The following is a 24,303-nucleotide window of genomic DNA, read 5'->3' on the forward strand; positions in this document are numbered from 1 at the left end:
GGAAAAGAGCATGTTTCTGAGCAAGTTCGGCCGGCGTGCGGGCGTCGCTGCGGCGGGTGCCGCGCTGGCACTGGGCGTGTCCGCAGGGCAGGCGAGCGCGACGGACACTGATGTCTCCTCATGGTCCACAAGCTCGCGATGCAACGACCAGGGCTACTTCTTCTGCCTGTACTACTCGCCGAACCACGCGGGCGGCATGAAGGGCTACTACGACATCCAGGTCCCCACGATCTCCGGCAACTTCAGCGACGGCCACATCATCCGCAACGACGCCGCGTCCATGGAGAACCCCGTGTACTGCGACGTGCGCACCTGGGTCTACCCCAACTACGTGGGTGACTCGAACTACGTCATAGGCGGCTACGGCGGCAACCTGACCTCGCGGCTGCGGAACAACGAGGCGTCCATCGCGATCGACGGTCTGTACGGGGGCCACGACCAGTACGACCAGTGTCCCGACGTCTGATCCGGACGAGGAAGAGAACATGATCGCCGCACGCACCCTCCGGCGAGGCCTGAAGGCGGGGACGCTGCTGCTTGCGCTCACCACCGCGGTGGGCTGCGCGGGCCGGCAGGACCCGCCCTCGGCCGCCGCGGCCACGCCCGTTCCCACGCCCACGCCCGGCCCGGCGCAGGTCATGAACCTGCACCTGCCGATCGAGGACTACATGCTCACGCCCGAGCAGACGGCGCGGCGCGGCTGGGTGCACGGCAGGATCGTCGAGGACTGCATGAAGAAGTACGGCCTCGACTTCCCCGTGGGGCCGAAGCCCGTGGCCTCCGCCGCCGACTCGGTGATGTACCGCAGGTACGGCGTGACGGATCCCGCGAGCGTCGCGACCTGGGGGTACCACCTGCCGCGCACGAAGTCGTCGGCGGCGGCCGACAGCGCGGCGCTGAAGCCGTCCGCCGCAGAGCAGGCGGTCATGTTCGCCAGGAACGCCGAGCGCCGGCCGGTGACCACCTACAAGGGCCGGAAGCTGCCCGAGGGAGGGTGCGAGGGCGAGGCCGCCCGGCGGATCGGCACCGGTGCCGGACCCGGCGGGATCGTCGCGGCCACCAAGAGCGACAGCTTCACCCGCTCGCTGGCCGACCCCCGGGTGCGGAAGGTCTTCGCCCGCTGGTCGGCCTGCATGCGGACGCACGGCTTCGACGAACCGGACCCGATGGAGGCGGGGGCCAAGCTGCCCTCGGTCCAGCGGGCCGAGCCGGACCGCACGGAGATCCGCGAGGCCCGGGCCGACGTCGGCTGCAAGGAGAGCACCAACCTGGTGGGCGTCTGGTTCGCCGTCGAGTCGGAGTACCAGAACACCGCGATCGCCGGCCGGCAGAAGGAGTTCAGGGCCGCCCAGGCCGAGCGTGACGCTGAGAACCTCCGCATCACGCGGCTGGCCCGCGTGTACGGGGCATGACGGGGGTATGCCCCGTACAACGGCACAGGCCCCGCTGCCTCGGCAGCGGGGCCTGTGCCCACATGGGATGAGGGGGTCTGGGGGTCATGCCCCCAGAAACACGACGGGGTGGACCGGGCTCGCGTCGTCTGCGAGCACGGTCCACCTCCAACCCGTGGAGATGGCGGGAATCGAACCCGCGTCCAACGGTGCGGAATCAGGGCTTCTCCGTGTGCAGTTCGCTGTGATTTTCTCGGCCCCGGCGATCACGCGAACAAGTCGCCGACGGGCCCAGTCACTGTTAGGTTTCCCTCTTCACCCCGTGACCGGGATCAAGGTTTAGTTCCCTAGCTGATGCCAGGATCCGGGTCGGGAACAGCCCCGGGCTGACACTTCGCAAGTCGCTACTTAGGCAGCGAGGGCGAAGGAATCGCGCTTGGTGTTGGCGATTATTTTTTGCGACATATGGTTTACGAGATCATTGCCGCTTCCTCGACACGCTTCCCCTGCTTCGACAGCCGCTGTCGAAACCGATCATCCCCATGTTGATTTTTCAATCCCCTCCGGAGAGAGGGGGGCGCACCCTCTGTGGAGTGCAGTGCCATCGTACGTGACCGACGCACGCCGATGCCAGCTCATTACCGGCAGCCCGGGCTAGACGCCGCGCTGCTTCCGCTTCGCCGCCGCGATCGCACGGTCCGACTCACGCCGGTCCTGCTTCTCCCGCAGGGTCTGCCGCTTGTCGTACTCCTTCTTGCCTCGTGCGAGGGCGATCTCGGCCTTCGCACGGCCGTCCTTGAAGTACAGGGCGAGGGGCACGATCGTGTGACCCGTCTCCTGGGCCTTGGACTCCAGCTTGTCGATCTCCTCGCGGTGCAGGAGAAGCTTGCGCTTGCGGCGCGCGGAGTGGTTGGTCCAGCTGCCCTGGTGGTACTCGGGGATGTGGGCGTTGTGCAGCCACGCCTCACCCCGGTCGATCTGGACGAAGCCGTCGGTCAGCGAGGTCCGTCCCTCACGCAGCGACTTGACCTCGGTGCCGGTGAGCACGAGCCCGGCCTCGTAGGTGTCGACGATCGCGTAGTCGTGCCGGGCCTTCTTGTTCTGGGCGACGATCTTGCGCTTGCCGCCCTTCTCGCCGTCCCTGGCCTTCGCGGCCCCACCGCCCTGCTTGGGCTGGGACTCCTTCGGTACGTACATTCCCTTGCTCATAGTGCCGACCATTTTCGCACCACGGAGGGGGTGGGTGGGAAGCGTATTAAGGACGCTAGGAGGGATCGCCGAGGCCGGTGAGCACCGTCTCCGCCCGCTGGAGCGCCTCCGGCCCCGCCTCCAGGTCCGGGGTGATGCCCCGGCCGTCCACCTTGTGGCCGGAGGGGGTGCGGTAGTGGCCCACGGTCAGCTCGGCCACCGAGCCGTCGGGCAGCTCGGTCGGCATCTGGATGGAGCCCTTGCCGAAGGTGCGGGAACCGATCACGACGGCGCGGCCCCGGTCCTGGAGGGCCCCGGTCAGCATCTCGGCCGCGCTCATGGTGCCCCCGTCGACCAGGGCGACCAGGGGCCGGGCGGTGTCGCCGCCGGTCTCTGCGTGCAGGGCGCGCTGGGCGCCGTCGACGTCGTAGGTGGCGACCAGGCCGCCGTCGAGGAAGGCGGAGGCGGTGTCCACCGCCTCGGTGACCAGGCCGCCGGAGTTCCCGCGCAGGTCGAGCATGATGCCGGCGCCGGCCGGGGCCTGCCGTACGGCGGCGCGGACGGCGGCGGCGGAGCCCTTGGTGAAGGCGGCGATCTGGATGACGGTGACTTCGTCGGGCAGCCTGCGGACGGTCACCGAGTCAGTGGACAGGCGGGCCCGGTGCAGGGTCTCGCTCCACGCGCGCGTGCCGCGCTGCAGGCCGAGCGTGACCGTCGTGCCGGCGGCCGCGTCCTCCGCGTCGCCGCGCAGTAAGGAGACGACCTCGGTGACCGGCCGCCCGTCGACCGTGTCGCCGTCGACGCTGCGCAGCCGGTCGCCCCTGTGGACCCCGGCGTCGGCCGCGGGCGAGCCGGGCTGCACCCGGGTCACCGCGATCCGGCCGTCCCGCTCGCGCCGTGCCCACAGGCCCACGCCCGTGTACTGGCCGTCGAGGGCCTCCTGGAACTCCTGGTACTCGCCCTCGGAGTAGACGGCGCCCCAGCGGTCACCGCTGCGGCTGACGGCCCGCTCGGCGGCCTCCATCGGCGACTTGCCGTCGGCCATGGCCTCGGCGGCGGCCCGCTGCACGTCCTCGTGCCCGGGATCCGGGTGCGCGGCACCCGCGGCGGCCTTGCGGCCTGCGCCGACCGCCTGGCCGGTGTCCGGGAAGGAGCCGGTGGCGGCGCCCGCGACGAGGACGCCGGCGAACACCAATGTCAGGGCGGCCCCACGGCGGATGCGGCGGGGCTGGCAGAACAGGTCTCGGCCTGACATGGCCGTGAGTCTAGGGGAACGCGAAGGGCCGTACGGTCGGATGTCCGTACGGCCCTCTTGGGATGCGTCACACCTTCAGGTACTTGCGCAGCGCGAAGAATGCCGCCAGTGACGGCATGAGGACGCTGGTGGCGAGGATCAGCGGGAGCTTGGTCAACACCGCGTCCCAGCCTACGAAGTTGATCAGCGTGAGCTTGGCGGACAGCGCCATGCCGTGGTCGATGGTGAAGTACCGCCCGACCACCAGGAAGATGCAGGCGAGGCCACCGCCGATGAGACCGGCGACCGCTGCCTCCATGATGAACGGCGCCTGGATGTAGAAGCCCGAGGCACCGACCAGGCGCATGATGCCGGTCTCGCGCCTACGGCTGAACGCCGAGACACGCACGGTGTTGACGATCAGCAGCAGCGCGACGAGCAGCATCAGCGCCATCACGCCGAGCGCCGCCCGGTTCATCAGGTTCAGCAGCTGGAAGAGGTTGTCCAGGATGCCCTTCTGGTCCTGCACCGACTGGACACCGTCGCGCCCGTTGAACGCGGTCGCGATCACCTGGTACTTCTGCGGGTTCTTGAGCTTGATGCGGTACGACTCCTGCATCTGGTCCGGCGTCAGCGAGCTGGCCAGCGGGGAGTTGCCGAACTGCTCCTTGTAGTGCTTGTACGCCTGGTCCTGCGACTCGTACGCGACCTTCTCGACGATCGACATCTTGTGCAGGTCGATGAGGATCTGCTTCTTCTGGTCATCGGTGACCGCACCCTTGGCGCAGTTGACGTCCGACTGTGCGTCGCTCTTGTTGCACAGGAAGATCGAGACGTTGACCTTGTCGTACCAGTACCCCTTCATGGTGCTCACCTGGTCGCTCATCAGCAGCGAACCGCCGAACAGGGCCAGGGACAGGGCGACGGAGACGATGACGGCGAAGGTCATCGTCAGATTGCGGCGGAGACCGACACCGATCTCCGACAGGACGAACTGGGCGCGCATGGCGTCTGGTTAAGCCTTTCCGTGGATCTCGTCGGTCAGTGCTGGTAGCCGTAGACGCCGCGGGCCTGGTCGCGGACGAGTCGGCCCTTCTCCAGCTCGATGACGCGCTTGCGCATCTGGTCCACGATGTTCTGGTCGTGCGTCGCCATGATCACGGTGGTGCCCGTCCGGTTGATGCGGTCGAGCAGCTTCATGATGCCGACGGAGGTCTGCGGGTCGAGGTTGCCGGTGGGCTCGTCGCAGATGAGCAGCTTGGGCCGGTTGACGAAGGCCCGCGCGATGGCCACGCGTTGCTGCTCACCACCGGAGAGCTCGCCCGGCATCCGTTCCTCCTTGCCGCCGAGCCCGACGAGGTCGAGCACCTGCGGCACGGACTTGCGGATCTCGCCGCGCGACTTGCCGATGACCTCCTGCGCGAAGGCCACGTTCTCCGCGACCGTCTTGTTGGGCAGGAGGCGGAAGTCCTGGAAGACCGTCCCGAGCTGGCGGCGGATCTGCGGCACCTTCCAGTTGGAGACGCGCGCGAGGTCCTTGCCCAGGACGTGCACCTGGCCGTGGCTGCACCGCTCCTCGCGGAGCACGAGCCGCAGGAAGGTGGACTTTCCGGAGCCGGAGGACCCCACGAGGAAGACGAACTCGCCCTTCTCCACTTCCAGGGACACATCCCTGAGCGCGGGGCGGGTCTGCTTGGGGTAGACCTTGGAGACGTTGTCGAATCGGATCACGGATGCACCACGGGTCGCCGGGGGTAGATGTGCGTGACCATACGCGAACCGGGGGCGGGGGTGCAGGGTCCGGGCGGGGTTGGGGGAGGCTTGTGCGTTTTTGTACGAGACTTTTCGACGAGCGTGAGCTTTCCCACCCAGGAGCGCGGACTGTTTCGACATGCGGCCCCGCCGCGGGGGCGCGCCCGCCCCCCAGGGCCCGCAGCCGCGCTGCGACGGAATCCACCCCTCTGCAGCCGCCCCGCGCAAGCTCGGCGGGAACCTGGCAGAGTGGAGGGGGAACGTTCTCGTTCCCGTGTGCGTTATATGTGTGATGGCCGGTGCAAGGAGGGCGAGCGCATGACGTACGACCGGTTGGTGTGCGCGAACTGCGCGTCGCCTGTGAGTGAGGGCCGGTGCCCGGTGTGCCGCGCCAATCGCGAGCGACTGCAGCAGCAGGAGGGCTTCTTCGCCGGGCTGAACCCGATGGCGCTGATCATGCTGCTCGCGGTACTGATCGCCGCGGTGGCGCTGCTGGCGCACCAGACCGCGTAGGAAGCCTCCCTCAGGAACAGCGGAAGGGCCCGGAGCGTCGAGCTCCGGGCCCTTCCCTTTGCACTGCGCCTACAGCACGTGACCGTGAGGCTACGCTCAGGCGGCCGCGCCGCCCCGGCCGTTCGCCAGACGCGGCAGGACGCGGAAGCCGATGCCGCCGGCGATCATGGTCGCGGCGCCGACGATCAGGAACGCGGTCTGACCGGCACCGGTCTCGGCGAGCTGCTTGTCGCCGCCCTGGGCCGAGGTGTCCGAGCCCGTGTCGGTGAGGGCCGAGGAGCCCTCCTCCTGGGACGCGTTGTTGTTGCCGCCGTCGGGGGTGGTGTTGCCGTTGCCACCGGTGCTGCTGTTGCCACCGGAGGAGCCGTTGCCGCCCGAGTTGCCGTTGCCGCCGGAGTTGCCGTTGCCGCCGGTGTCGCCACCGGTCGAGCTGCCACCACCGGAGCTGTTGCCACCGCCGGTCGAGCTGCCACCGCCGGTCGAGCTGCCACCACCGGTGCTGCTGCCACCGCCGGTCGAGCTGCCACCGCCGGTGCTGCTGCCACCACCGGTGGTGGTGCCACCGGTGGAGTCGTCGCCGCCCGTGGTGGTGCCACCGGTGCTGTCGCCACCGCCGATGACGCCACCGATGGTGGTGGTGCCGCCGGTGCTGTCGTCGCCGCCGGTGGTGGTGCCACCGGTGGAGTCGTCACCGCCCGTGGTGGTGCCACCCGTGGAGTCGTCACCGCCCGTGGTGGTGCCACCCGTGGAGTCGTCGCCACCGGTCGAGGTGCCGCCCGTGGTGTCACAGACACCGACGGGGTCACAGCCACCGGTGGTCCCGCCGTCGTCGTTGCCGTCCGCGCTCACGCCCAGGGTGATCGGACCTGCCTGGACGCCGAGGTCCAGAGCCGAGGCGGCGCCCGCGGCAGTCAGCGAGGCACCGGCCGCGATCACGGCGCCGGCGGCTATCCGCGCGACCCGGATCCGCGTCTTCTTCGTCATATGGTTGCTACCCCCAGTAGCTGTTCGTCAATGAGGCGGCGTGCGGGGCTTGCCGTGATCGACGGAGGTAGCCGTGACGAGATGTGCGCCAATTCCCCCGGTTCACATGCGCCCCAGAGATACGCATGCCACGCTTCAGCCTTCCCATTTTTCAAAGCAACGTCAAGGCCATTGCGCGCGCAATGTCCGACAGGGCGGCGTTTGGGGGCAGTTGGAGCCTGTGAGTGTGATGTAAAACCCAGACAAAAGACAACTGCCGCCTCCGGGGCGGCAGTTGTCATGTCGACAAAGTTACTTCTCCTGCTGCTTGCGCCAGCGAATGCCGGCCTCCAGGAATCCGTCGATCTCGCCGTTGAACACGGCCTCCGGGTTACCGACTTCGAACTCGGTGCGCAGGTCCTTGACCATCTGGTACGGGTGCAGCACGTACGAACGCATCTGGTTGCCCCAGGAGTTGCCGCCGTCGCCCTTGAGGGCGTCCATCTTGGCCTGCTCCTCCTGGCGGCGCCGCTCCAGCAGCTTGGCCTGGAGGACGTTCATCGCGGTGGCCTTGTTCTGGATCTGCGACCGCTCGTTCTGGCAGGAGACCACGATGCCCGTGGGGATGTGGGTCAGGCGCACCGCGGAGTCGGTGGTGTTGACGCCCTGGCCGCCGGGGCCGGAGGAGCGGTACACGTCCACCCGCAGCTCGGACTCGTCGATCTCGATGTGGTCGGTCTGCTCGACCACGGGGAGGATCTCGACGCCCGCGAAGGAGGTCTGGCGGCGCCCCTGGTTGTCGTAGGGCGAGATGCGCACGAGGCGGTGCGTGCCCTGCTCGACGGAGAGCGTCCCGTAGGCGTACGGCACCTGTACGGCGAAGGTGGTCGACTTGATGCCGGCCTCTTCCGCGTACGACGTCTCGATGAGCTCGGTCTTGTAGCCGTGCTGCTCGGCCCAGCGCAGGTACATGCGCTGCAGCTTCTCGGCGAAGTCGGCGGCGTCGACGCCACCGGCCTCGGCACGGATGTTGACGAGCGCCTCACGGGAGTCGTACTCACCGCTGAGCAGCGTCCGGACCTCCATCTCGTCCAGCGCCTTGCGCACGGAGGCCAGCTCGGACTCGGCCTCGGCACGGGTGTCCGGGTCGTCCTCCTCCTCGGCCATCTCGAAGAGGACCGCGAGATCGTCGATCCGGCCGCGCAGCCCCTCCGCCTTCCTGACCTCGGCCTGGAGGTGGGAGAGCTTGCTGGTGATCTTCTGCGCCTCGTCCGGGTTGTCCCACAGGGACGGCGCGGCCGCCTGCTCCTCGAGCACGGCGATGTCTGCCCTCAGCCTGTCGAGGTCCAGGACGGCCTCGATCGACTCCATGGTCGAGGAGAGGGACTTCAGCTCTTCGGATACATCGACGACTGCCACGCCTCCAGCGTAACGGCTCCGCCGGGCAGCCTGGGCAGGGTGTGTGCAGCCGACCGGGCAGCCGGCCCCGGTGCGGGCCCTGCCGGGGGCCGGCGTCCCCGGGGCCCGCTCCGGACCGAACGGCCTCGTCCTCGGGCGCGGGGCGGGCCGGCGGGTGCGAACCCGCACCCGGAAGTCACGGCGTAGACGTGCTGTGCGTCTCCTGCGGCGGATCGTCGTCCCCCGAGGTGGCCGCCCACGCGCCGACTCCTATCGCCGCGGCCAGGACCACCCCCGCGACGCCCAGCGTGATCCGACGGCGCCGGACGGCCGCGCGGTGGCGGGCCGAGCCGGGGCGGGGTGCACCCGACGCGCGGGGGGCTCGCGCCGTACCCCGCGCTCCTCCGGCCAGCTCGTCGGGCGCGGGCACCCGCATCGACGTGTGGGTGTCCCGGTTGGAGTCCGGCTTGGCCCCCGGGACCAGCGAGACCGCTCCCCGGCGCCGTACGGGCTCCCCGGGCGCCGCCGGGGCCGGTGCCTCCTCCGGACCCTCCTCGGCCGACTCCGCGTCCGGCTCGTCGACGTCCAGCGGTGCCATCCCGGCCAGCGTCGGCAGCTGCTCCCGAAGTCGCGACGCCAGCTCGGACGCCCGCAGCCGCGACGCCGGCGCCTTCGCGAGGCACTGCACGATCAGCTGCCACAGCTCGTCGGGGATCCCCGGCAGCGGTACGACCGTCTCCGTCACATGGCGGCGCAGTACCGCTCCCGGGTGTCCGCCCCCGAAGGGGGTGAAGCCGGCCAGCAGCTCGTACAGCACCGTCGCGAGGGCGTAGATGTCGACCGAGGCGCGCGGCGGCAGGCCCTCGACGATCTCCGGGGCCAGGTAGTCCGGCGTGCCGATGATCTTCGTGGCCCGGGTCCGCTTCGGCGAGTCGATCAGCTTCGCGACGCCGAAGTCCGTCAGCAGGGCGGGGTGCGCGCCGCCCGGGCCGAGCGGGCCCTGCATGTCCAGCAGGACGTTCTCGGGCTTGACGTCCCGGTGCACGACCCCGGCCGCGTGGGCCGCCGCGAGCCCGTCGGCGATGTCGGCGACGATCGCCACGGCCGCCTCGGGGGCCATGCGCCGTTCACGCTCGAGGCGGGTGCGCAGATCGGTGCCGCGCACCAGGTCCATGACGAGCGCCAGGTCGTTGCCGTCGACCACGAGGTCGCGCACGGTGACGATGTGCGGGTGCTCCAGGCCCAGCAGTGCGGTGCGCTCCTGGACGAAGCGCCCGACGAGCTCCTGGTCGGACGCGAGGTCCTCACGCAGCAGCTTGACCGCGACGGGCCCCTCGGGTCCCTCGCCCAGCCACACCGTGCCGGCGCTGCCCCGCCCCAGGATCTGGTTGGCGGTGTACCGGCTGCCGATCTTCCGTGCCAAGACTGCTCCTACTGACGCGTGTTGCCGACAAAACTACGCGTCGAACGAGCCAACCTTCACCGCGGAGACGGAAATCACCCGTCAGGTGTCGACAAATCCCCAAACTCGCGCTCAGTTGCGGCTGCCGGAGGACGAGCCCAGCTCCTTGACCCAGTGGCTCACCTGTCCGGCGAAGTGCCGCACCTCGTGCCAGTAGCCCCTGCCCTGGCCGACCCAGGTGTGCAACGGGGTCAGCTCCCAGATCAGCCAGCTGGCGACGACCAGGATGACGATCGTGAACAGGCAGCCCTTCAGGCAGCCGAGTCCCGGGATCTTCATCGGGTTGGCGCTGCGCTGCCGTGCCGGCCGGGGCTCGCGTGCGGGGCGCTGCGGCTCCGGGGCGGGGGGCGCGTACCGCTGGGGCTGCTGCGGCGGGGCGTACTGCTGGGGCTGCTGCTGCGGGTAGCCGTACCCGGCGTGCGGCTGCTGCTGCCGGCCGCGCGGCTGCGGCTGCTGCGGGCGCGCCTGCGGGGCCTGGCGCGGCTGCTGCTGCGGCCGGGCGACCTGTCGCTGGGGGCGGCGGCGCAGCGGGTCCTCGTCGGGGTCGAGGTACTGGATCTGCGTCTGCTCGTTGCGGTCCCGGGCCGCGCGCAGCTGGTTCTGCCAGGGGTGCGGCTGATCGGGCTGCTGCCCCGGCTGTCCCTGCGGCACCGGCGGCAGGACGGCCGTCGGGTCGGCCGCGCCGGTGCTCGGCAGGACGGCGGTGGGGTCGGCCGCGCCGACGGGGCCGCCGGTGTGCGGCAGGACACTGGTCGCCGCGTTCGGGTCGAACGCCCCCTGCGGCGCGTTCGTCGGCAGCACCTGGGTGGGGTCGGCGGCGCCGGGCACGCCCGGGACGGCGGCCGGGGCCGGGTCCGGGGCCAGCAGGGCACCGACGCCCTCGGCGGCGGCGATCTGGGCGGCGTTCGCGTGCACGCCGACGCCCTCGGCCACGACCCGGAGACCACGCGCGAGGTTCTCGGCGCTGGGCCGCTCGTCGGGGTTCTTGCGCAGGCAGCGCTCTATCACCGTCCACAGCGGGTCCGGGACGGTGGAGGGGCGGCGCGGCTCGGCGCTCAGGTGCTGGTGCAGCACCTCGAGGGCGGTGCCGCCGGAGAACGGCGGGTGGCCGGTGACCAGTTCGTACAGCAGGATGCCGGCGCCGTAGATGTCGACGGCGGAGGTCTGCGGGCGGCCCTCGGCGGACTCCGGCGCCACGTACGCGGGCGTGCCGACGAACTCGTGGGTGCGGGTCAGGCCCGGGGAGTCGGCGAGGCGGGCGATGCCGAAGTCGGTCAGCATCGGGTGCATCCGGCCGTCGAGCTGCTGGAGCAGCACGTTGGCGGGCTTCAGGTCGCGGTGGACGACGCCGTCGGAGTGGCTCGCGCCGAGGGCGTCGGCGATCTGCGCCGTCATCAGCGCGGCGGCGACCGGCGTGAAGGGGCCGTTCTCGCGCAGGTAGCGGTGCAGGTCGGGACCGTCGACGAGGTCCATGACCAGGGCCAGCAGATCGCCCTCGACGACCAGGTCGCGGACCCGGACGATGTTGGGGTGGGTGAGCCGGAGCAGGACGGAGCGTTCCCGCAGGAACCGCATCACGATGTCCGGGTCGCTCGCCAGCTCCTCCTTGAGGACCTTGATCGCGACCGTTTCGCCGGGCTGGCCGGCCACGGCCGCCTCGGCGCCCGCGGTCTCGCGCTGGCGGGCACGCCAGACGGTGCCCGTGGCGCCGCGTCCGAGCGGCTCCTCGAGCAGGTACTTGCTGCCGACTGGCCGCACGTTCCGCGCTCCCTGCTGTCTGTTCGCCTGTGTTCCGGTGTTCCGGCCCACTGTAGTGCCGCCCCCGAGGGCACTACGTAAGCGTTCCCGTCGATGTTCGAAGGAAAGACGCTCGCCTTCGTCTCCTGGTTGCCCAGTGCCGGACGTGACCGATCTCAACTGATCACCGATGGATTAATGGTCAGGCACTTTTGGGGGCAGAGCTGACCAATCAAGATCACTTGGCACCGGGCCGCGGGCGCGTTGTCGGTGACAGGTGCGAGGATGCGTGCAGTACTGGCCGACGTGCTCGTGCGGGGGTGGGGGATGTCCGCGCCCGGGCAGAAGGGACCGCTGCGCCGATGCAGATCCGGCTGACCGTCGTGGACCCGCTGGGTCCGTCCCCGCAGCGGGGCCGCGCCACGAGCCGCGACGTGCTGGTGACGGCGCCCGCGGGCACGGACCTGGCCGCGGTGACGTCGGCGCTGGCCACGGCGGTCACGGGAGACGGCGGCACGGGCCGGGACTCCGGCAGCGCCTCGGTGGTCCTGTACGCGGGTGCGGAGCGGCTGGACCCGCGCCGCTGCACCCTCGGCGAGCCTCCCCTGGTCGACGGCGCCGTGCTGTCCCTGGGCGCCCCGGCAGCCCTCGAGCCGCATCCCGAGCTGGACGACGCCCCGGCCCAGCTGCACGTGGTCGCGGGCCCGGACGCGGGCGGGGTCCATCTGCTGCACGGCGGCCGGATCACGGTCGGCCGCTCCGCCGACGCCGACGTCCCGCTGGACGACCCGGACGTCTCCCGCCTGCACTGCGCGGTCACGGTCGCCGCCGACGGCCGTGTCTCGGTGGCCGACCTCGGCTCCACCAACGGCACGGCCCTGGACGGCACCCGGGTGAGCGACCGCGCGGTGCGGTTCGCTCCGGGGGCCCTGCTGAGGATCGGCGAGTCCGCCCTGCGGATCACCCCGTCCGGCGGCCCCGGGGCGCGGGTGCGGACGGTGCCGGACGGAGAGGGCTGCGTGCGCTTCGCCCCGGGGCCGGCCGGCGAAGCCGGTGATCCGGGTACGGCCGGCGCCGGGCACGCGCGCGTGGAGCCCACCTCGGCCCCGGCCGCCGACGGCCCCTCGGGACCGACCCACCACGCGTACGGCACGGCGGGCTGGGCTGCCCCGGGCGCGGGCGCGGGGATCAAGGAGTACCGGCGCGGCGAACAGCCTGCGGTACCGGGCCAGGGCGGGGCACCGAGCATCGAGACGCGCGGCGAAGGCGCGGCGGAGCCGGGTTCGGCTCCGGGCAGGGCTTCCGTCGGCGGGGGCGGCTTCGGGCCCGGCGGACCGGGCGGAGAACGGCCGGCACCCGGGCTGCCCGGCGCGGCCACCGACGGCGGGGGCACGGCCGCGGGCCGCCACGGGGCCGGCGGACCGGGCGGTGAAACCGCCGCACCCGGCACGCCCGGCGCCACCTCCCGTGGCGGGGACACCCACGCGGGGCGGTACGGCGCCGGCGGCCCGGGGGACCCGACCGGGGCCGCGCACGCCGGTACGACGACCCGCGGCCCGGCCTCGGACAGCGCCTCCTCCGGCACCGGCGCGGGAGAGGGCCACGGCCGCAAGGACACCCCGCTCCGGGGCACCGACGCCCCCGAGAGCGGCCGCCGCCGGGGCGGAATCGGCGCCTGGGCGCGGCGGCTGGCCGGCGGGCGCGGGGAGCAGCCCGCGGCCCGGCCGGAGACGTTCGGCGCCCCGCAGGCCGGTGGGGGCGGTATACAGCCGGCCGATGGCCCGCAGCTGCCGGAGACCTGGCCGGATCCCGCCGCGCTGCTGCTGACGGCGCTGGGCCCGGGGCCCCGGCTGTGGGAGCGGGGGCCGGGACACCCGGAGGCGCTGACCGTACGGCTGGGTACGGCCGACCGGAGCGCACCGGACGGCTCGGGCGTGCTGCCCGCCGTACCGGTGACCGCCGCGCTGCGCGAGGCGGGTGCGCTGGGCCTGGCCGGTCCGCGCCCCCGGCTGTCCGGGCTGGCCCGTGCGGTGCTGGCCCAGCTGGCCGCGCTGCACTCCCCCGACCTGCTGGAGATCGTGCTGATCAGCGCGGACCGCAGCCGCCCCGAGGAGGAGCGGACGGCCGAGTGGTCCTGGCTGGGCTGGCTCCCGCACGTCCGCCCGGGCCACGGCCAGGACTGCCGCCTGCTGCTGGCCTACGACCGCGAACAGGCGGCGGCCCGCACGGAGGAACTGCTGCGCCGGGTGGAGGAGTTCGCGGCGACGGGCCGGGGCACGGCCCAGCCGGCCCCGGCGGCGGGGTCCGGCGCCCCTTCCACCGGCCCAGCCGGACCGACCTCGCCGGCCGCACCGGAATCGGCACCCGCCTCCCCGCACGGCACTCACGGCACCAGCACCTCCGCCCGCCGCCCCTCCTGGGCCAGGGAAGGCGCCGAGCCGGCCGGATTCGGTGGCTTCCCTGGGCCGTTCACCGTCGTCGTCGTGGACGGGGACCCGGGAGGCGCCTCTTTGCAGGAAGCCCTGGCGCGGCTGGCCGTGGCCGGTCCGCGGGCCGGGATCCATGTCGTCTGCCTCGCCGAGACCGCGGCGACCACGCCCGCCTCGCCCGTGGCGCAGGTGTACGAGGCGGCCTCGGCGGTCACGCCCACCTTCCGGCACTGCGGGGCCGTGGCCCTGCTCAGCGGCGATGTCGCCGGAGCGCTGCACCTGATGCGTGTCGCGCCCACCGGGCCCGTGGGCCCGGGGGCCGTCGCCACCGTGGACGCCGTCTCCGCGGCCTGGGCGGAGCGGTTCGCGCGGGCGCTGGCGCCGCTCAGGCCCGACGGCCCCGTCGGCGAGCGGCACGCGCGCGTGGCCGTACCGCTGCCGCAGTCGGCGCGGCTGCTGGACGAGCTGGGCCTGGCCCGGGCCACCCCGGCCTCGCTGATGGCGCGCTGGGCGGACGCGGCCGACGACACGGAGTCGCTGGGCGGCCGGGCCCGGGCGGTCCTCGGTGCCGGGCCGCACGGCCCGCTCACCGCCGACCTGGTGGCCGACGGGCCGCATCTGCTGATCGAGGGGCCGGCCGGCAGCGGCCGTACCGAGCTGCTGCGGGCCCTGGTCGCCTCGCTGGCCGCCGCGGAGCGGCCCGACCGGCTGAGCATGGTGCTGATCGACGGCCGGGACGGCGTCGGCGCGGGCGCGGGCGCGGGGCGCGGTGAGGGCCTGCGCGTCTGCACGGACATACCCCATGTCACGACCCACCTCATCGCCAACGACCCCGTCCGCATGCGGGAGTTCGCGCAGTCGCTGAGCGCCGAGCTGAAGCGGCGCGCGGAGTTGCTGGGCCGGACGGACTTCGCCCAGTGGCACGCGGGGCGTGAGGTGTCCGGCCGTATCGTCGCGCAGCGCACCCCGGGCGGGCGCCCGGCGGCCTCCGGGGCCGGTGACATAGAGACGCCGCCCAGCTCCACGCTGCGGCTGCGGCCCGGCGCCGCGCGCAGGCGCACCGAGGCCGCACCTCCGCTGCCCCGGCTCCTCGTGGTCGTCGACGACCTGGACGCGCTGGTCTCCCCCGCGCTCGGCTCGCCGGGCCGGCCCGCCGCCGGATCGGTGATGCGGGCTCTGGAAGCGGTGGCCCGGGAGGGCGAGCGGCTCGGCGTGCACCTGGTGGCCGCCGCCGGGACGGGCGGTCGTACGGCGGAGACGGAGCCGGCCCGGCAGGCCGCCCTGCGGGTCACGCTGGACGCGCCGACGCCCGGGCCCGAGGAGCCGGCACCGGGGCGGGGCAGGCTGGCGTACCCGGACGGGCGGACCGTCGGTTTCCAGGGCGGCCGGGTGACGGGCCGCATCCCGCGCACCGCGACCCAGCGGCCCACGGTCGTCCCGCTGGAGTGGCAGCGGATGGGCGATCCGCCGGCCCGCCGTCCCGTGCGCGAACTGGGCAACGGCCCCACCGACCTGGCCCTGCTGGCGAGCGCGGTGGAGCGGGCGGCCCGGGAGGTCGCCGCGGCGGAGGTGCCCTCACTCCTGTAGCCGGAATCCGTACGCATACTTCCCTGATCACGAGCCGGTCACGATGACCCGCCGGACGGCGCAGGCGCTCTTGCCGCCCCTGTGCGGCCCGGCGTAGACCGGACCGCACGGAACAGTGTTCTGACGTTCAGCGGAGAACGACGAACGGGGAAGTGATGCGTGGCAACAGCAACACCATCCGGACACACAGGGCCGTCACCACAGTCGCCGCACTGCTCGCGGGAGCCCTCGCGCTCACCGCCTGCTCCAGCGGCGACGGCAAGAAGGGCAGCGGTGACACGAGCGGCGGGGACACCGCGAGCGGCTCCGGCGTCTCCCTGCCGAAACTGAACGGCGCGAGCCTGGAGGTCGCCGCCGTCTGGACCGGCACCGAACAGGCGAACTTCAAGAAGGTCCTGGCGGAGTTCGAGAAGCGCACGGGCGCGAAGGTGACGTTCGTGCCCGCCCAGGACCCGATCATCAACTTCCTCGGTTCGAAGATCGCGGGCGGTCAGCCGCCGGACGTGGCCCTGCTGCCGCAGCCGGGCGCGATCAAGCAGGCCGTGGACAAGAAGTGGGCCAAGCCGCTCGGCCCGGACGCGCTCAAGGAACTGCAGAAGAACTACTCACAGGGCTGGCAGGACATCGGCAAGGTCGGCGGCAAGCAGTACGGCGTCTACTACAAGGCCGCCAACAAGTCGCTGATCTGGTACAACGCCAAGGTCTTCGAGAACGCGGGCGCCAAGGAGCCGAAGACCTGGCAGGAGCTGCTGACCGCCGCGCAGGCGGTGTACGACTCCGGTGTCACCCCGTTCTCGGTCGGCGGCGCGGACGGCTGGACGCTGACGGACTGGTTCGAGAACGTCTATCTGTCCCAGGCCGGGCCTCAGAAGTACGACCAGCTCGCCCAGCACAAGATCAAGTGGACCGATCCCTCGGTGAAGCAGGCCCTGACCACGCTCGCCCAGATCTGGGGCAAGAAGGACTATGTGGCGGGCGGCGCGGACGGTGCCCTGCAGACCGAGTTCCCGAACTCCGTCACGCAGACCTTCACCGGCGGGGACCAGCCGAAGGCGGCGATGGTCTACGAGGGCGACTTCGTCCAGGTCAACATCGGTGACACCAAGGCGAAGGTGGGCACGGACGCGAAGGTGTTCCCGTTCCCCGCGGTCGGCTCGGCCGCGCCGGTGGTCTCCGGCGGTGACGCGGCCGTCATCCTGAAGGACTCCAAGGCGGCGCAGGCGCTGGCCACCTTCCTGGCCTCCCCGGAGGCGGCCACCATCCAGGCCAGGCTCGGCGGCTACCTCTCGCCGAACAAGAACGTGCCGGACTCGGCCTACCCGAACCCGGTGCAGCAGAAGATCGCCAAGGCGCTGATCGCGTCCGGCGACGACTTCCGCTTCGACATGTCCGACCAGGCCCCGCAGGCCTTCGGCGGCACCCCGGGCAAGGGTGAGTGGAAGGACCTGCAGGACTTCCTGAAGAACCCGAAGGACGTGGCGGGCACCCAGGCGAAGCTGGAGAAGGACGCGGCGGCGGCCTACGGGAACGGGAGCTGATCCGGCGATGGCGTCGGCAGCGGCGGCCGGGCCCTCACCGGGCCCCGCCGCACCGAAGAGCCGCAGGAGCGTGACCGGCACCCGCAAGGCGGTGGCAGCCCTGTTCCTGCTGCCCGCACTGGTGCTGCTGGGCGCGCTCGTGGTCTATCCGATCGGGTACTCGCTCGTCCGCAGCTTCTACAACGCCTCGGGCGACGGCTTCGCCGGCATCGACAACTACAAGGCGCTGTTCACCGACGACGGCATCCGCACCGCCCTGAAGAACAACATCATCTGGGTGGTGTTCGCGCCGACCGTCTCCACGGCCCTCGGTCTGGTCTTCGCGGTGCTGACCGAACGGGTGCGCTGGGGCACGGCGTTCAAGCTGGTCGTCTTCATGCCGATGGCGATCTCGATGCTGGCGGCCGGGATCATCTTCCGGCTGGTGTACGACCAGGACCCGGACAAGGGTGTCGCCAACGCGGTGTGGGTGGGCGTGCACGACACCTTCGCGCAGTCGTCGGCGTTCCCGAAGGCGCACCCGGGCCGCGAGTCGCCGCTCGAACCGGACCAGGGCGGCTTCATCACCTCGGCCCCGGTGCACACCGGGCGGACGGTCGCCCTCCCGCTGGTCGGTGTCGCCCCCGACCAGATGCCCGACGGCGCGAAGAAGGCCGTGGCGGCGAAGCCGGAGCCGGGGAAGATCACCGGCACCACCTGGCAGGACTTCACCCGCGGCAAGGGCGTCGGGAAGCTGGGCGTGCCCGACCCGTCCGAGCTGGGCTACGCCGGGATGCGGATCGAGGCGGTGAAGGACGGCAAGGTGGTGGCGTCCGCAAAGGCGGCCGGCGACGGCACCTTCACGCTGCCCGCCCAGGCCGACGGCGCCCGGCTGCGGCTTCCCGCGGACAACTTCAGGGAGCCGTACAACGGTGTCGACTGGCTCGGCCCGTCGCTGGTCACCCCGGCCATCATCGGGTCGTACGTGTGGATGTGGGCGGGCTTCGCGATGGTGCTGATCGCGGCCGGGCTCGCGGGCGTGCCCCGGGAGCTGCTGGAGGCCGCGCGGGTGGACGGCGCCAATGAGTGGCAGGTGTTCCGCCGGGTCACCGTGCCGCTGCTCGCGCCGGTCCTGGCCGTCGTCACCGTCACGCTGATGATCAACGTGCTCAAGGTGTTCGACCTCGTCTACATCATTGCGCCGGGCTCCTCCCAGGACGACGCGAACGTGCTGGCCCTGGAGCTGTACCGCAAGGGCTTCGCGGAGAGCCAGCCGGGCATCGCGAGCGCGATCGCGGTGTTCCTGCTGCTCCTGGTGATCCCGGTGATGCTGTTCAACATTCGGAGGCTGCGGCGGGAGGGCAGGCGATGAGGACGCGTGTGCCTGGCGTCGGCCGGGGGTCCGGGGGTTGTCCCCCGGGCAGGCGCAGCAACATTCGGAGGCTGCGGCGGGAGGGCAGGCGATGACGACCGCTGCCGGAAGCATCGGAAAGGCGGCACCCGCCGACATGACCGTGAAGGCCCGGCAGTCGCTCGGTTCGAGGATCACCGAGAGGCTCAGCGGCGGACTGGTCCGTGTGTTCCTCATCCTCGTCGGCCTGTTCTGGCTGGTGCCGACCATCGGTCTGCTCATCTCCTCCCTGCGCGCACCGGAGGACATGAGCGCGAGCGGCTGGTGGAAGGTGTTCAGCCAGCCGTCCCAGCTGACCTTCGAGAGCTATCAGAAGCTGCTGGAGAACAGCGACATCACCCACTCCCTGCTGAACACCGTGCTGATCACGGTCCCGGCGACGATCCTGGTCGTGGTGATCGGCTCGCTCGCGGGCTACGCGTTCGCGTGGATGGAGTTCCCGGGCCGGGACTGGTGGTTCCTCGGCGTGGTCAGCCTGCTGGTGGTGCCGGTGCAGGTGGCGCTGATCCCGATCGCCGAACTGTTCGGCAGGATCGGCCTGTTCGGGACCATCTTCGGGGTGATCCTGTTCCACGTGGGCTTCGGCCTGCCGTTCGCGGTGTTCCTGCTGCGGAACTTCTTCGCGGAGATCCCGCGGGAGCTGCTGGAGGCGGCCCGCCTCGACGGCGCCGGTGAACTGCGGCTTTTCACGCGGGTGGTGATGCCGCTCGGCGGGCCCGCGATCGCGAGCCTCGGCATCTTCCAGTTCCTGTGGGTGTGGAACGACATGCTGGTCGCGCTGGTGTTCACCAAGTCCGGTTCGCAGCCGATCACGGTCGCCCTGCAGACGCAGGTACGGCAGTTCGGCAACAACATCGACGTGCTCGCGCCGGGCGCGTTCATCTCGATGGTGATCCCGCTGGCCGTGTTCTTCGCGTTCCAGAAGCAGTTCGTGTCCGGGGTCATGGCGGGCGCGGTCAAGTAGCACCGAGAAGGACCCTTTTCGAGGGGCGGGCCTTGAGAGGCCCGCCCTTTCTCGTTCACCCGGTGTCCCCCACATGCCGTACGAACCGTAACCGAATCACTCCATTGGCCGTTCCCGGGCAGAACGCCCGCGCCGACCGACCCATGGATGTCCCTTGCCCAGGTTCAGTGTCATTGTCCCCGCGTACAAGGTCCAGGCGTACCTCTCGGAGTGCCTGGACTCGGTGCTCTCACAGTCGTATCCCGACCTCGAACTGATCGCCGTGGACGACTGCTCCCCCGATGCCTGCGGTGCCCTCATCGACGAGTACGCCGCCCGCGACGCGCGCGTGAAGGCCGTACACCTGGCCGAGAACCAGGGCCTGGGCCGTGCCCGGAACGCCGGCCTGGCGCGGGCGACGGGCGACTACCTGGTCTTCCTGGACAGCGACGACACGCTCACCCCGGACGCGCTGCGTTCGATCGCCGACCGGATCAAGGAGACCGGCGAGCCGGACGTGCTGGTCTTCGACTACGCGCGCACCTACTGGAACGGCACGGTGGAGCGCAACAAGGTCGCCGCCCAGCTCACCCAGCAGGGCCCGGCGCCCTTCCGTCTCGAGGACCGCCCGGGGCTGCTGCGGGTGCTGATGGTCGCCTGGAACAAGGCGTACCGGCGGGAGTTCGTCGCGGAGCAGGGCTTCCGGTTCCCGGCCGGCTACTACGAGGACACGCCCTGGACCTTCCCGGTCCTGATGGCGGCGGGGTCGATCGCCACCCTGGACCGGGTGTGCGTGCACTACCGGCAGCGGCGGCAGGGCAACATCCTGAGCACCACCAGCCGCAAGCACTTCGACATCTTCGAACAGTACGACCGGGTGTTCGCGTTCATCGCCGGGAGGCCCGAACTCGCCCGTTGGCAGCCGGTGTTGTTCCGCCGCATGGTCGACCACTTCTCGACCGTGTTCACCAAGCGGGACCGGCTCCCGCGCGGCACCCGGGGCGAGTTCCTGCGCAAGGCCCGTGCCCACTACCGCCGTTACCAGGTCCGGGGCGCCTGCGTCCCGCTGCGCACCCGGCTGCGCCACGGCCTCGTCCGCTTCGGCCTGCACCGCACCTATCGCGCGCTCCAGCTGGCGATGTCCGCCCGCCGCCGCGCCCTCAAGGCCACCGTCAAGCTCGCCCGGGCCGTCCGGGCTGCCGTCCTCCAGCTGCACTACCGCGTCCAGCTGCGCCTCCCGCTGCGCTCCGACCGGGCCGTTTTCGCCGCGTACTGGAACCGGGGCCACGGCTGCAATCCGGGCGCCCTGGAGGAGGCGTTCCGCACCCACGCCCCGCACATCCGCACCGCCTGGATCGCCCGCCCCGAGCACCAGCACACCGTCCCGCCGGGCCCGCGTCGGCTGCGCCCGGGCAGCCTCGCCTACTGGACGGCGCTGGCCCGCTCCAAGTACCTGGTCAACAACGTCAACTTCGACCGCCGGCTGAGGAAGCGTCCGGGCCAGGTCTTCGTCCAGACCCAGCACGGCACCCCGCTCAAGCACATGGGCCTCGACCTCCAGGAACGCCCGGCGGCCGCCGGTGACATGGACTTCGAGGAGCTTGTGCGGGGCGTCGACAAGTGGGACTACCTGCTGTCCGCGAACCGCCACACCACCCTGACCTGGGAGCGTGTCTACCCCGGCGGCTACACCACACTGGAGTACGGCTACCCGCGCAACGACGTGTTCCAGCGGGCGACGTCCGCCGACGTGGCCCGGATCCGCGAGTCGCTCGGCATCCCCGAGGGCGCGGTCGCGCTGCTGTACGCCCCCACCCACCGCGACTACCGGCGCACCCAGCGCCCCGCCCTCGACCTGGACCGGGTGCTGCGCCGGCTGGGCCCGCGCTTCGTGGTCCTGGCCCGCGCCCACTACTGGCACCCCGGCCGGCTCGCCGAGGGTGCCGCCCGGGTCGTCGACGTCGGCGACCACCCGGACATCGCCTCCCTCTGCCTGGCCTCGGACGCGCTGATCACCGACTACTCGTCCCTGATGTTCGACTACGCCAACCTTGACCGGCCGATCGTGGTCCACACCGAGGACTGGGACGCGTACGACGCGGCCCGGGGCACCTACTTCGACCTGCGCGCCGTCCCGCCGGGCGCGGTGGCCCGCAGCGAGGACGAGCTGATCGACATCTTCGCCACCGGCCACTGGCGCGGCTCGCGCTCCGCCCAGCTGCGGGCGGCGTTCCGGGAGCGGTTCTGCCCGTACGACGACGGACGCGCCGCCGAGCGCGTCGTACGGCACGTCGTGCTGGGCGAGCCGGCGGGACGGCCGGCGATCGTGCCGCTCGCCGAGCGCAAGCCCGTGCCCTCGGCCGCTGCTGCGCTCGACCGCTCCCCGCTCGCCACCGTGGCGCAACCTTCCGGCCCCCTCCCCGTCACCGAGAGCCGCTGAACAGCGTTGGTCCTACCGGGAGTTCCCATGCCCCTCAGCACGACGCGGCCCACTCCGGTCCGGCCGTCCACCTGGCGTCCCGCCGGACGGCCGAGCCGCTTCCGCAAGACAACAGAAAGAACAGAATGCCCCGCTTCAGCATTATCGTCCCGTCCCATGGGGTCGCCGGCCGGCTGTCCCAGGCGCTGGACTCGGTACTCGGCCAGTCCTTCGGCGACCTGGAGCTGATCCCGGTCTGCGACGCTCCCGACGCCCCGGCCGCCGCGGTGGCCGCCGCCTACGCCGAGCGCGACTCCCGGGTGACACCGGTCGACTCACCCCCGGCCGCCGGTCTGAGCGGGGCCCGCAACGCCGGGGTGCGGGCGGCGACCGGCGCGTACGTGCTGTTCCTCGACGGCGACGACCTGCTGCTGCCCGGCGCTCTGGCGGCGCTGGACGCGCGGCTGACCGAGACCGCCGGTGTCGACGTGCTCCATGTCGAGCACGAGCGGACCCCCTGGTGGGAGGGGGAGCCGAGCAACCCGACGGCCCCGCTGCTGGCCGGGGCGCCGAAGGGAGCCTTCGCTCCGGACGTGTTCCCGGCGCTGACGGGTGTGCAGCTGCCGGCGTGGAGCGCCGTCTACCGCCGCACCTTCCTCACCGAGCACCGGCTCACGTTTCCCGAGAGCCACTTCACCGACCTTGGCTGGGGCGGGCTGACCACGATCGCCGCCGGGCGGATCGCGGTGCTGCGCCGGGTCGTCGTACGGCACCGGCTGCGCCGGCAGGGCAGCCGGCTCAACCTGCCGGGACCGCACCAGCACGCCCTGCTGGACCAGGTGGAGCTGGTGCTGACCCGGGCAGCCGCCGGCGGGCTGTCCGCCGAGCGGACCCACGCGCTCTTCGAGCAGCTCTTCGGGTATGTGCTGAAGACGGCGTCCCGGCCGCAGCGGCTGCCCTCCGGGCACCGGGCGTTCTTCCGCCGGGCCGGCCGGCTGTACCGGCGGCACCGGCCCGCCGGCTATCAGGCCCCGGGCGGCAGCCTCGGCGTGCAGCACCGGCTGCTGGCGGCCGGCGCGTACACCGCGTTCCGCGCGCTGCGCGGCGCCAACCAGGCGACGGCGAGGGCGGCCGAGACCGTGCCGCGCCCGCACATGCTCCGCACCCGGCTGCGCTACGCCCGCGACCTGCGCCGCCCCCTCGACCCCAACCTGGCTGTGTACTGCGCCTACTGGGGCCGCGGCTACGCCTGCAACCCGGCCGCGATCCACACCAAGGCCCGTGAACTCGCCCCGCACATCCGCTCGGTGTTCCTGGTCGAGGCCGACCAGGCGCATGCGATGCCGAAGGACGTCGAGCACGCGGTGATCGGCTCCCGCCGCTACTGGGAGCTGCTGGCCCGCGCCAAGTACCTGGTGAACAACGCCAACTTCGCCGAGGGCGTCGCCAAACGGCCGGGCAGCGTCCATCTGCAGACCCAGCACGGCACCCCGCTGAAGACGATGGGCGTGGACCAGTCGACGTACCCGGTGGTGGCGGCGCAGTCGGGCAGCTTCACCCGGATGCTGGGCCGGGTCGACCGCTGGGACTTCAACCTCTCGTCGAACCGCCACTCCACCCAGATGTGGGAGCGCGCCTTCCCCGGTTCGTACGAGCACCTGGAGTACGGCTATCCGCGCAACGACGTCTACTACACGTCGACCGCCGAGGACGTCGTCCGTGTCCGGCGGGAGCTGGGCGTGCCCGAGGGCAGCACGGCCGTGCTGTACGCGCCGACCCACCGCGACCACCACACCGGTTTCGAGACCGGCCTGGACCTGGAGGCGTTCTGCCAGGCGGCCGGCGAGGACGTGGTCGTGCTGCTGCGCGCCCACTACTTCTACGACGGGGGCCGCACCCGGAGCTCCGGGCGGGTCAGCCGAATCATCGATGTGACCGCGCACCGCTCCTCGGAGGACGTGTGCCTGGCGGCCGACGCGCTGGTCACCGACTACTCCTCGATCATGTTCGACTACGCCAACCTGGACCGGCCGATCGTCGTGTACGCCGACGACTGGGAGGTCTACCAGGAGACGCGGGGCGTCTACCTCGACCTGATGACGGAGCCGCCGGGACCGGTCGCCCGCACCGCCGAGGAACTGGCCCGTGTCTTCCGCGACGGCTCCTACGCGGGCCCGGAGGCAAAGGCGCAACGGGCCGCGTTCCGCGGGCGGTTCTGCCAGTTCGACGACGGGCTGGCCGCCGAACGCGTCGTACGGCGGGTGCTGCTCGGCGAGCCGCCGGAGGCGGTCCCGCCGGTGATCCCGCTCGCGGAGCGCATCCCCGCCCCCGCCGCCGCGACCCTCGTGAGGAGCTGACC

17 protein-coding genes and 1 other RNA gene are annotated in these 24,303 nt (G+C 71.9%); 9 read left to right on the plus strand and 9 right to left on the minus strand.

Annotation, left to right across the window (positions count from 1 at the left end):
* The first annotated feature begins 10 nt into the window (after nucleotides 1-10).
* Nucleotides 11-466 carry a hypothetical protein gene (locus tag AC07DS_RS36365; RefSeq protein ID WP_479152395.1) on the plus strand — a complete coding sequence of 152 codons (456 nt, stop codon included), beginning with the start codon at nucleotides 11-13 and terminating at the stop codon, nucleotides 464-466.
* A gap of 19 nt (nucleotides 467-485) precedes the next feature.
* Entirely contained in the window at nucleotides 486-1,412 is a 927-nt protein-coding gene (locus tag AC07DS_RS36370) for a hypothetical protein (RefSeq protein WP_479152396.1), read from the plus strand.
* A 152-nt stretch (nucleotides 1,413-1,564) separates the two neighbouring features.
* Here AC07DS_RS36370 and ssrA read toward each other — a convergent pair.
* From ssrA to ftsE, 5 genes are all read right to left on the minus strand, one after another.
* Nucleotides 1,565-1,933, minus strand: a transfer-messenger RNA (tmRNA) gene (gene ssrA, locus AC07DS_RS36375).
* Between the two features lie 112 nt (nucleotides 1,934-2,045).
* Nucleotides 2,046-2,588 carry an SsrA-binding protein SmpB gene (gene smpB / locus AC07DS_RS36380; protein ID WP_116150776.1) on the minus strand — a complete coding sequence of 181 codons (543 nt, stop codon included), beginning with the start codon at nucleotides 2,586-2,588 and terminating at the stop codon, nucleotides 2,046-2,048.
* A gap of 67 nt (nucleotides 2,589-2,655) precedes the next feature.
* Nucleotides 2,656-3,834, minus strand: a complete 1,179-nt coding sequence (locus tag AC07DS_RS36385; RefSeq protein ID WP_479152398.1) for a S41 family peptidase — start codon at nucleotides 3,832-3,834, stop codon at nucleotides 2,656-2,658.
* A gap of 67 nt (nucleotides 3,835-3,901) precedes the next feature.
* A complete protein-coding gene (gene ftsX / locus AC07DS_RS36390) occupies nucleotides 3,902-4,819 on the minus strand; it encodes a permease-like cell division protein FtsX (protein ID WP_479152400.1) in 918 nt (305 codons plus the stop codon).
* Nucleotides 4,820-4,854: 35 nt separating this feature from the next.
* Nucleotides 4,855-5,544 carry a cell division ATP-binding protein FtsE gene (gene ftsE / locus AC07DS_RS36395; protein WP_145882577.1) on the minus strand — a complete coding sequence of 230 codons (690 nt, stop codon included), beginning with the start codon at nucleotides 5,542-5,544 and terminating at the stop codon, nucleotides 4,855-4,857.
* A 339-nt stretch (nucleotides 5,545-5,883) separates the two neighbouring features.
* On the opposite strand from ftsE, the gene AC07DS_RS36400 reads away from it, so the two are divergent.
* Nucleotides 5,884-6,078, plus strand: coding sequence for a hypothetical protein (locus tag AC07DS_RS36400; protein ID WP_145882578.1), 195 nt, complete (start codon nucleotides 5,884-5,886; stop codon nucleotides 6,076-6,078).
* A 96-nt stretch (nucleotides 6,079-6,174) separates the two neighbouring features.
* On the opposite strand, the gene AC07DS_RS36405 is transcribed toward AC07DS_RS36400, so the two are convergent.
* The 4 genes from AC07DS_RS36405 to AC07DS_RS36420 all read right to left on the minus strand — a co-directional run bounded on the left by AC07DS_RS36405 (nucleotide 6,175) and on the right by AC07DS_RS36420 (nucleotide 11,659).
* Nucleotides 6,175-7,062 carry a hypothetical protein gene (locus tag AC07DS_RS36405; protein WP_479152402.1) on the minus strand — a complete coding sequence of 296 codons (888 nt, stop codon included), beginning with the start codon at nucleotides 7,060-7,062 and terminating at the stop codon, nucleotides 6,175-6,177.
* 291 nt (nucleotides 7,063-7,353) lie between these two features.
* Nucleotides 7,354-8,460 carry a peptide chain release factor 2 gene (gene prfB, locus AC07DS_RS36410; protein ID WP_479152404.1) on the minus strand — a complete coding sequence of 369 codons (1,107 nt, stop codon included), beginning with the start codon at nucleotides 8,458-8,460 and terminating at the stop codon, nucleotides 7,354-7,356.
* Between the two features lie 175 nt (nucleotides 8,461-8,635).
* Nucleotides 8,636-9,862, minus strand: coding sequence for a serine/threonine-protein kinase (locus AC07DS_RS36415; protein WP_479152405.1), 1,227 nt, complete (start codon nucleotides 9,860-9,862; stop codon nucleotides 8,636-8,638).
* Between the two features lie 111 nt (nucleotides 9,863-9,973).
* On the minus strand, nucleotides 9,974-11,659 hold the full coding sequence (locus tag AC07DS_RS36420) for a serine/threonine-protein kinase (protein WP_479152407.1): 1,686 nt from the start codon (nucleotides 11,657-11,659) through the stop codon (nucleotides 9,974-9,976).
* Nucleotides 11,660-12,000: 341 nt separating this feature from the next.
* On the opposite strand from AC07DS_RS36420, the gene AC07DS_RS36425 reads away from it, so the two are divergent.
* The 6 genes from AC07DS_RS36425 (at nucleotide 12,001) to AC07DS_RS36450 (ending at nucleotide 24,301) form a co-directional block, all read left to right on the plus strand.
* The gene (locus tag AC07DS_RS36425) at nucleotides 12,001-15,654 is read left to right on the plus strand and encodes an FHA domain-containing protein (protein ID WP_479152409.1); all 3,654 of its coding nucleotides are present in this window, start codon (nucleotides 12,001-12,003) and stop codon (nucleotides 15,652-15,654) included.
* A gap of 155 nt (nucleotides 15,655-15,809) precedes the next feature.
* A complete protein-coding gene (locus AC07DS_RS36430; protein WP_479152411.1) occupies nucleotides 15,810-17,192 on the plus strand; it encodes an ABC transporter substrate-binding protein in 1,383 nt (460 codons plus the stop codon).
* Between the two features lie 7 nt (nucleotides 17,193-17,199).
* The gene (locus AC07DS_RS36435) at nucleotides 17,200-18,543 is read left to right on the plus strand and encodes a carbohydrate ABC transporter permease (protein ID WP_479152413.1); all 1,344 of its coding nucleotides are present in this window, start codon (nucleotides 17,200-17,202) and stop codon (nucleotides 18,541-18,543) included.
* Nucleotides 18,544-18,634: 91 nt separating this feature from the next.
* Nucleotides 18,635-19,546, plus strand: a complete 912-nt coding sequence (locus tag AC07DS_RS36440; RefSeq protein ID WP_479152415.1) for a carbohydrate ABC transporter permease — start codon at nucleotides 18,635-18,637, stop codon at nucleotides 19,544-19,546.
* A 154-nt stretch (nucleotides 19,547-19,700) separates the two neighbouring features.
* Nucleotides 19,701-21,965, plus strand: coding sequence for a bifunctional glycosyltransferase/CDP-glycerol:glycerophosphate glycerophosphotransferase (locus AC07DS_RS36445; RefSeq protein ID WP_479152417.1), 2,265 nt, complete (start codon nucleotides 19,701-19,703; stop codon nucleotides 21,963-21,965).
* 125 nt (nucleotides 21,966-22,090) lie between these two features.
* On the plus strand, nucleotides 22,091-24,301 hold the full coding sequence (locus AC07DS_RS36450; protein WP_479152419.1) for a bifunctional glycosyltransferase/CDP-glycerol:glycerophosphate glycerophosphotransferase: 2,211 nt from the start codon (nucleotides 22,091-22,093) through the stop codon (nucleotides 24,299-24,301).
* Nucleotides 24,302-24,303: the final 2 nt, after the last annotated feature.

Source organism: Streptomyces sp. NPDC044064 (assembly GCF_056434245.1).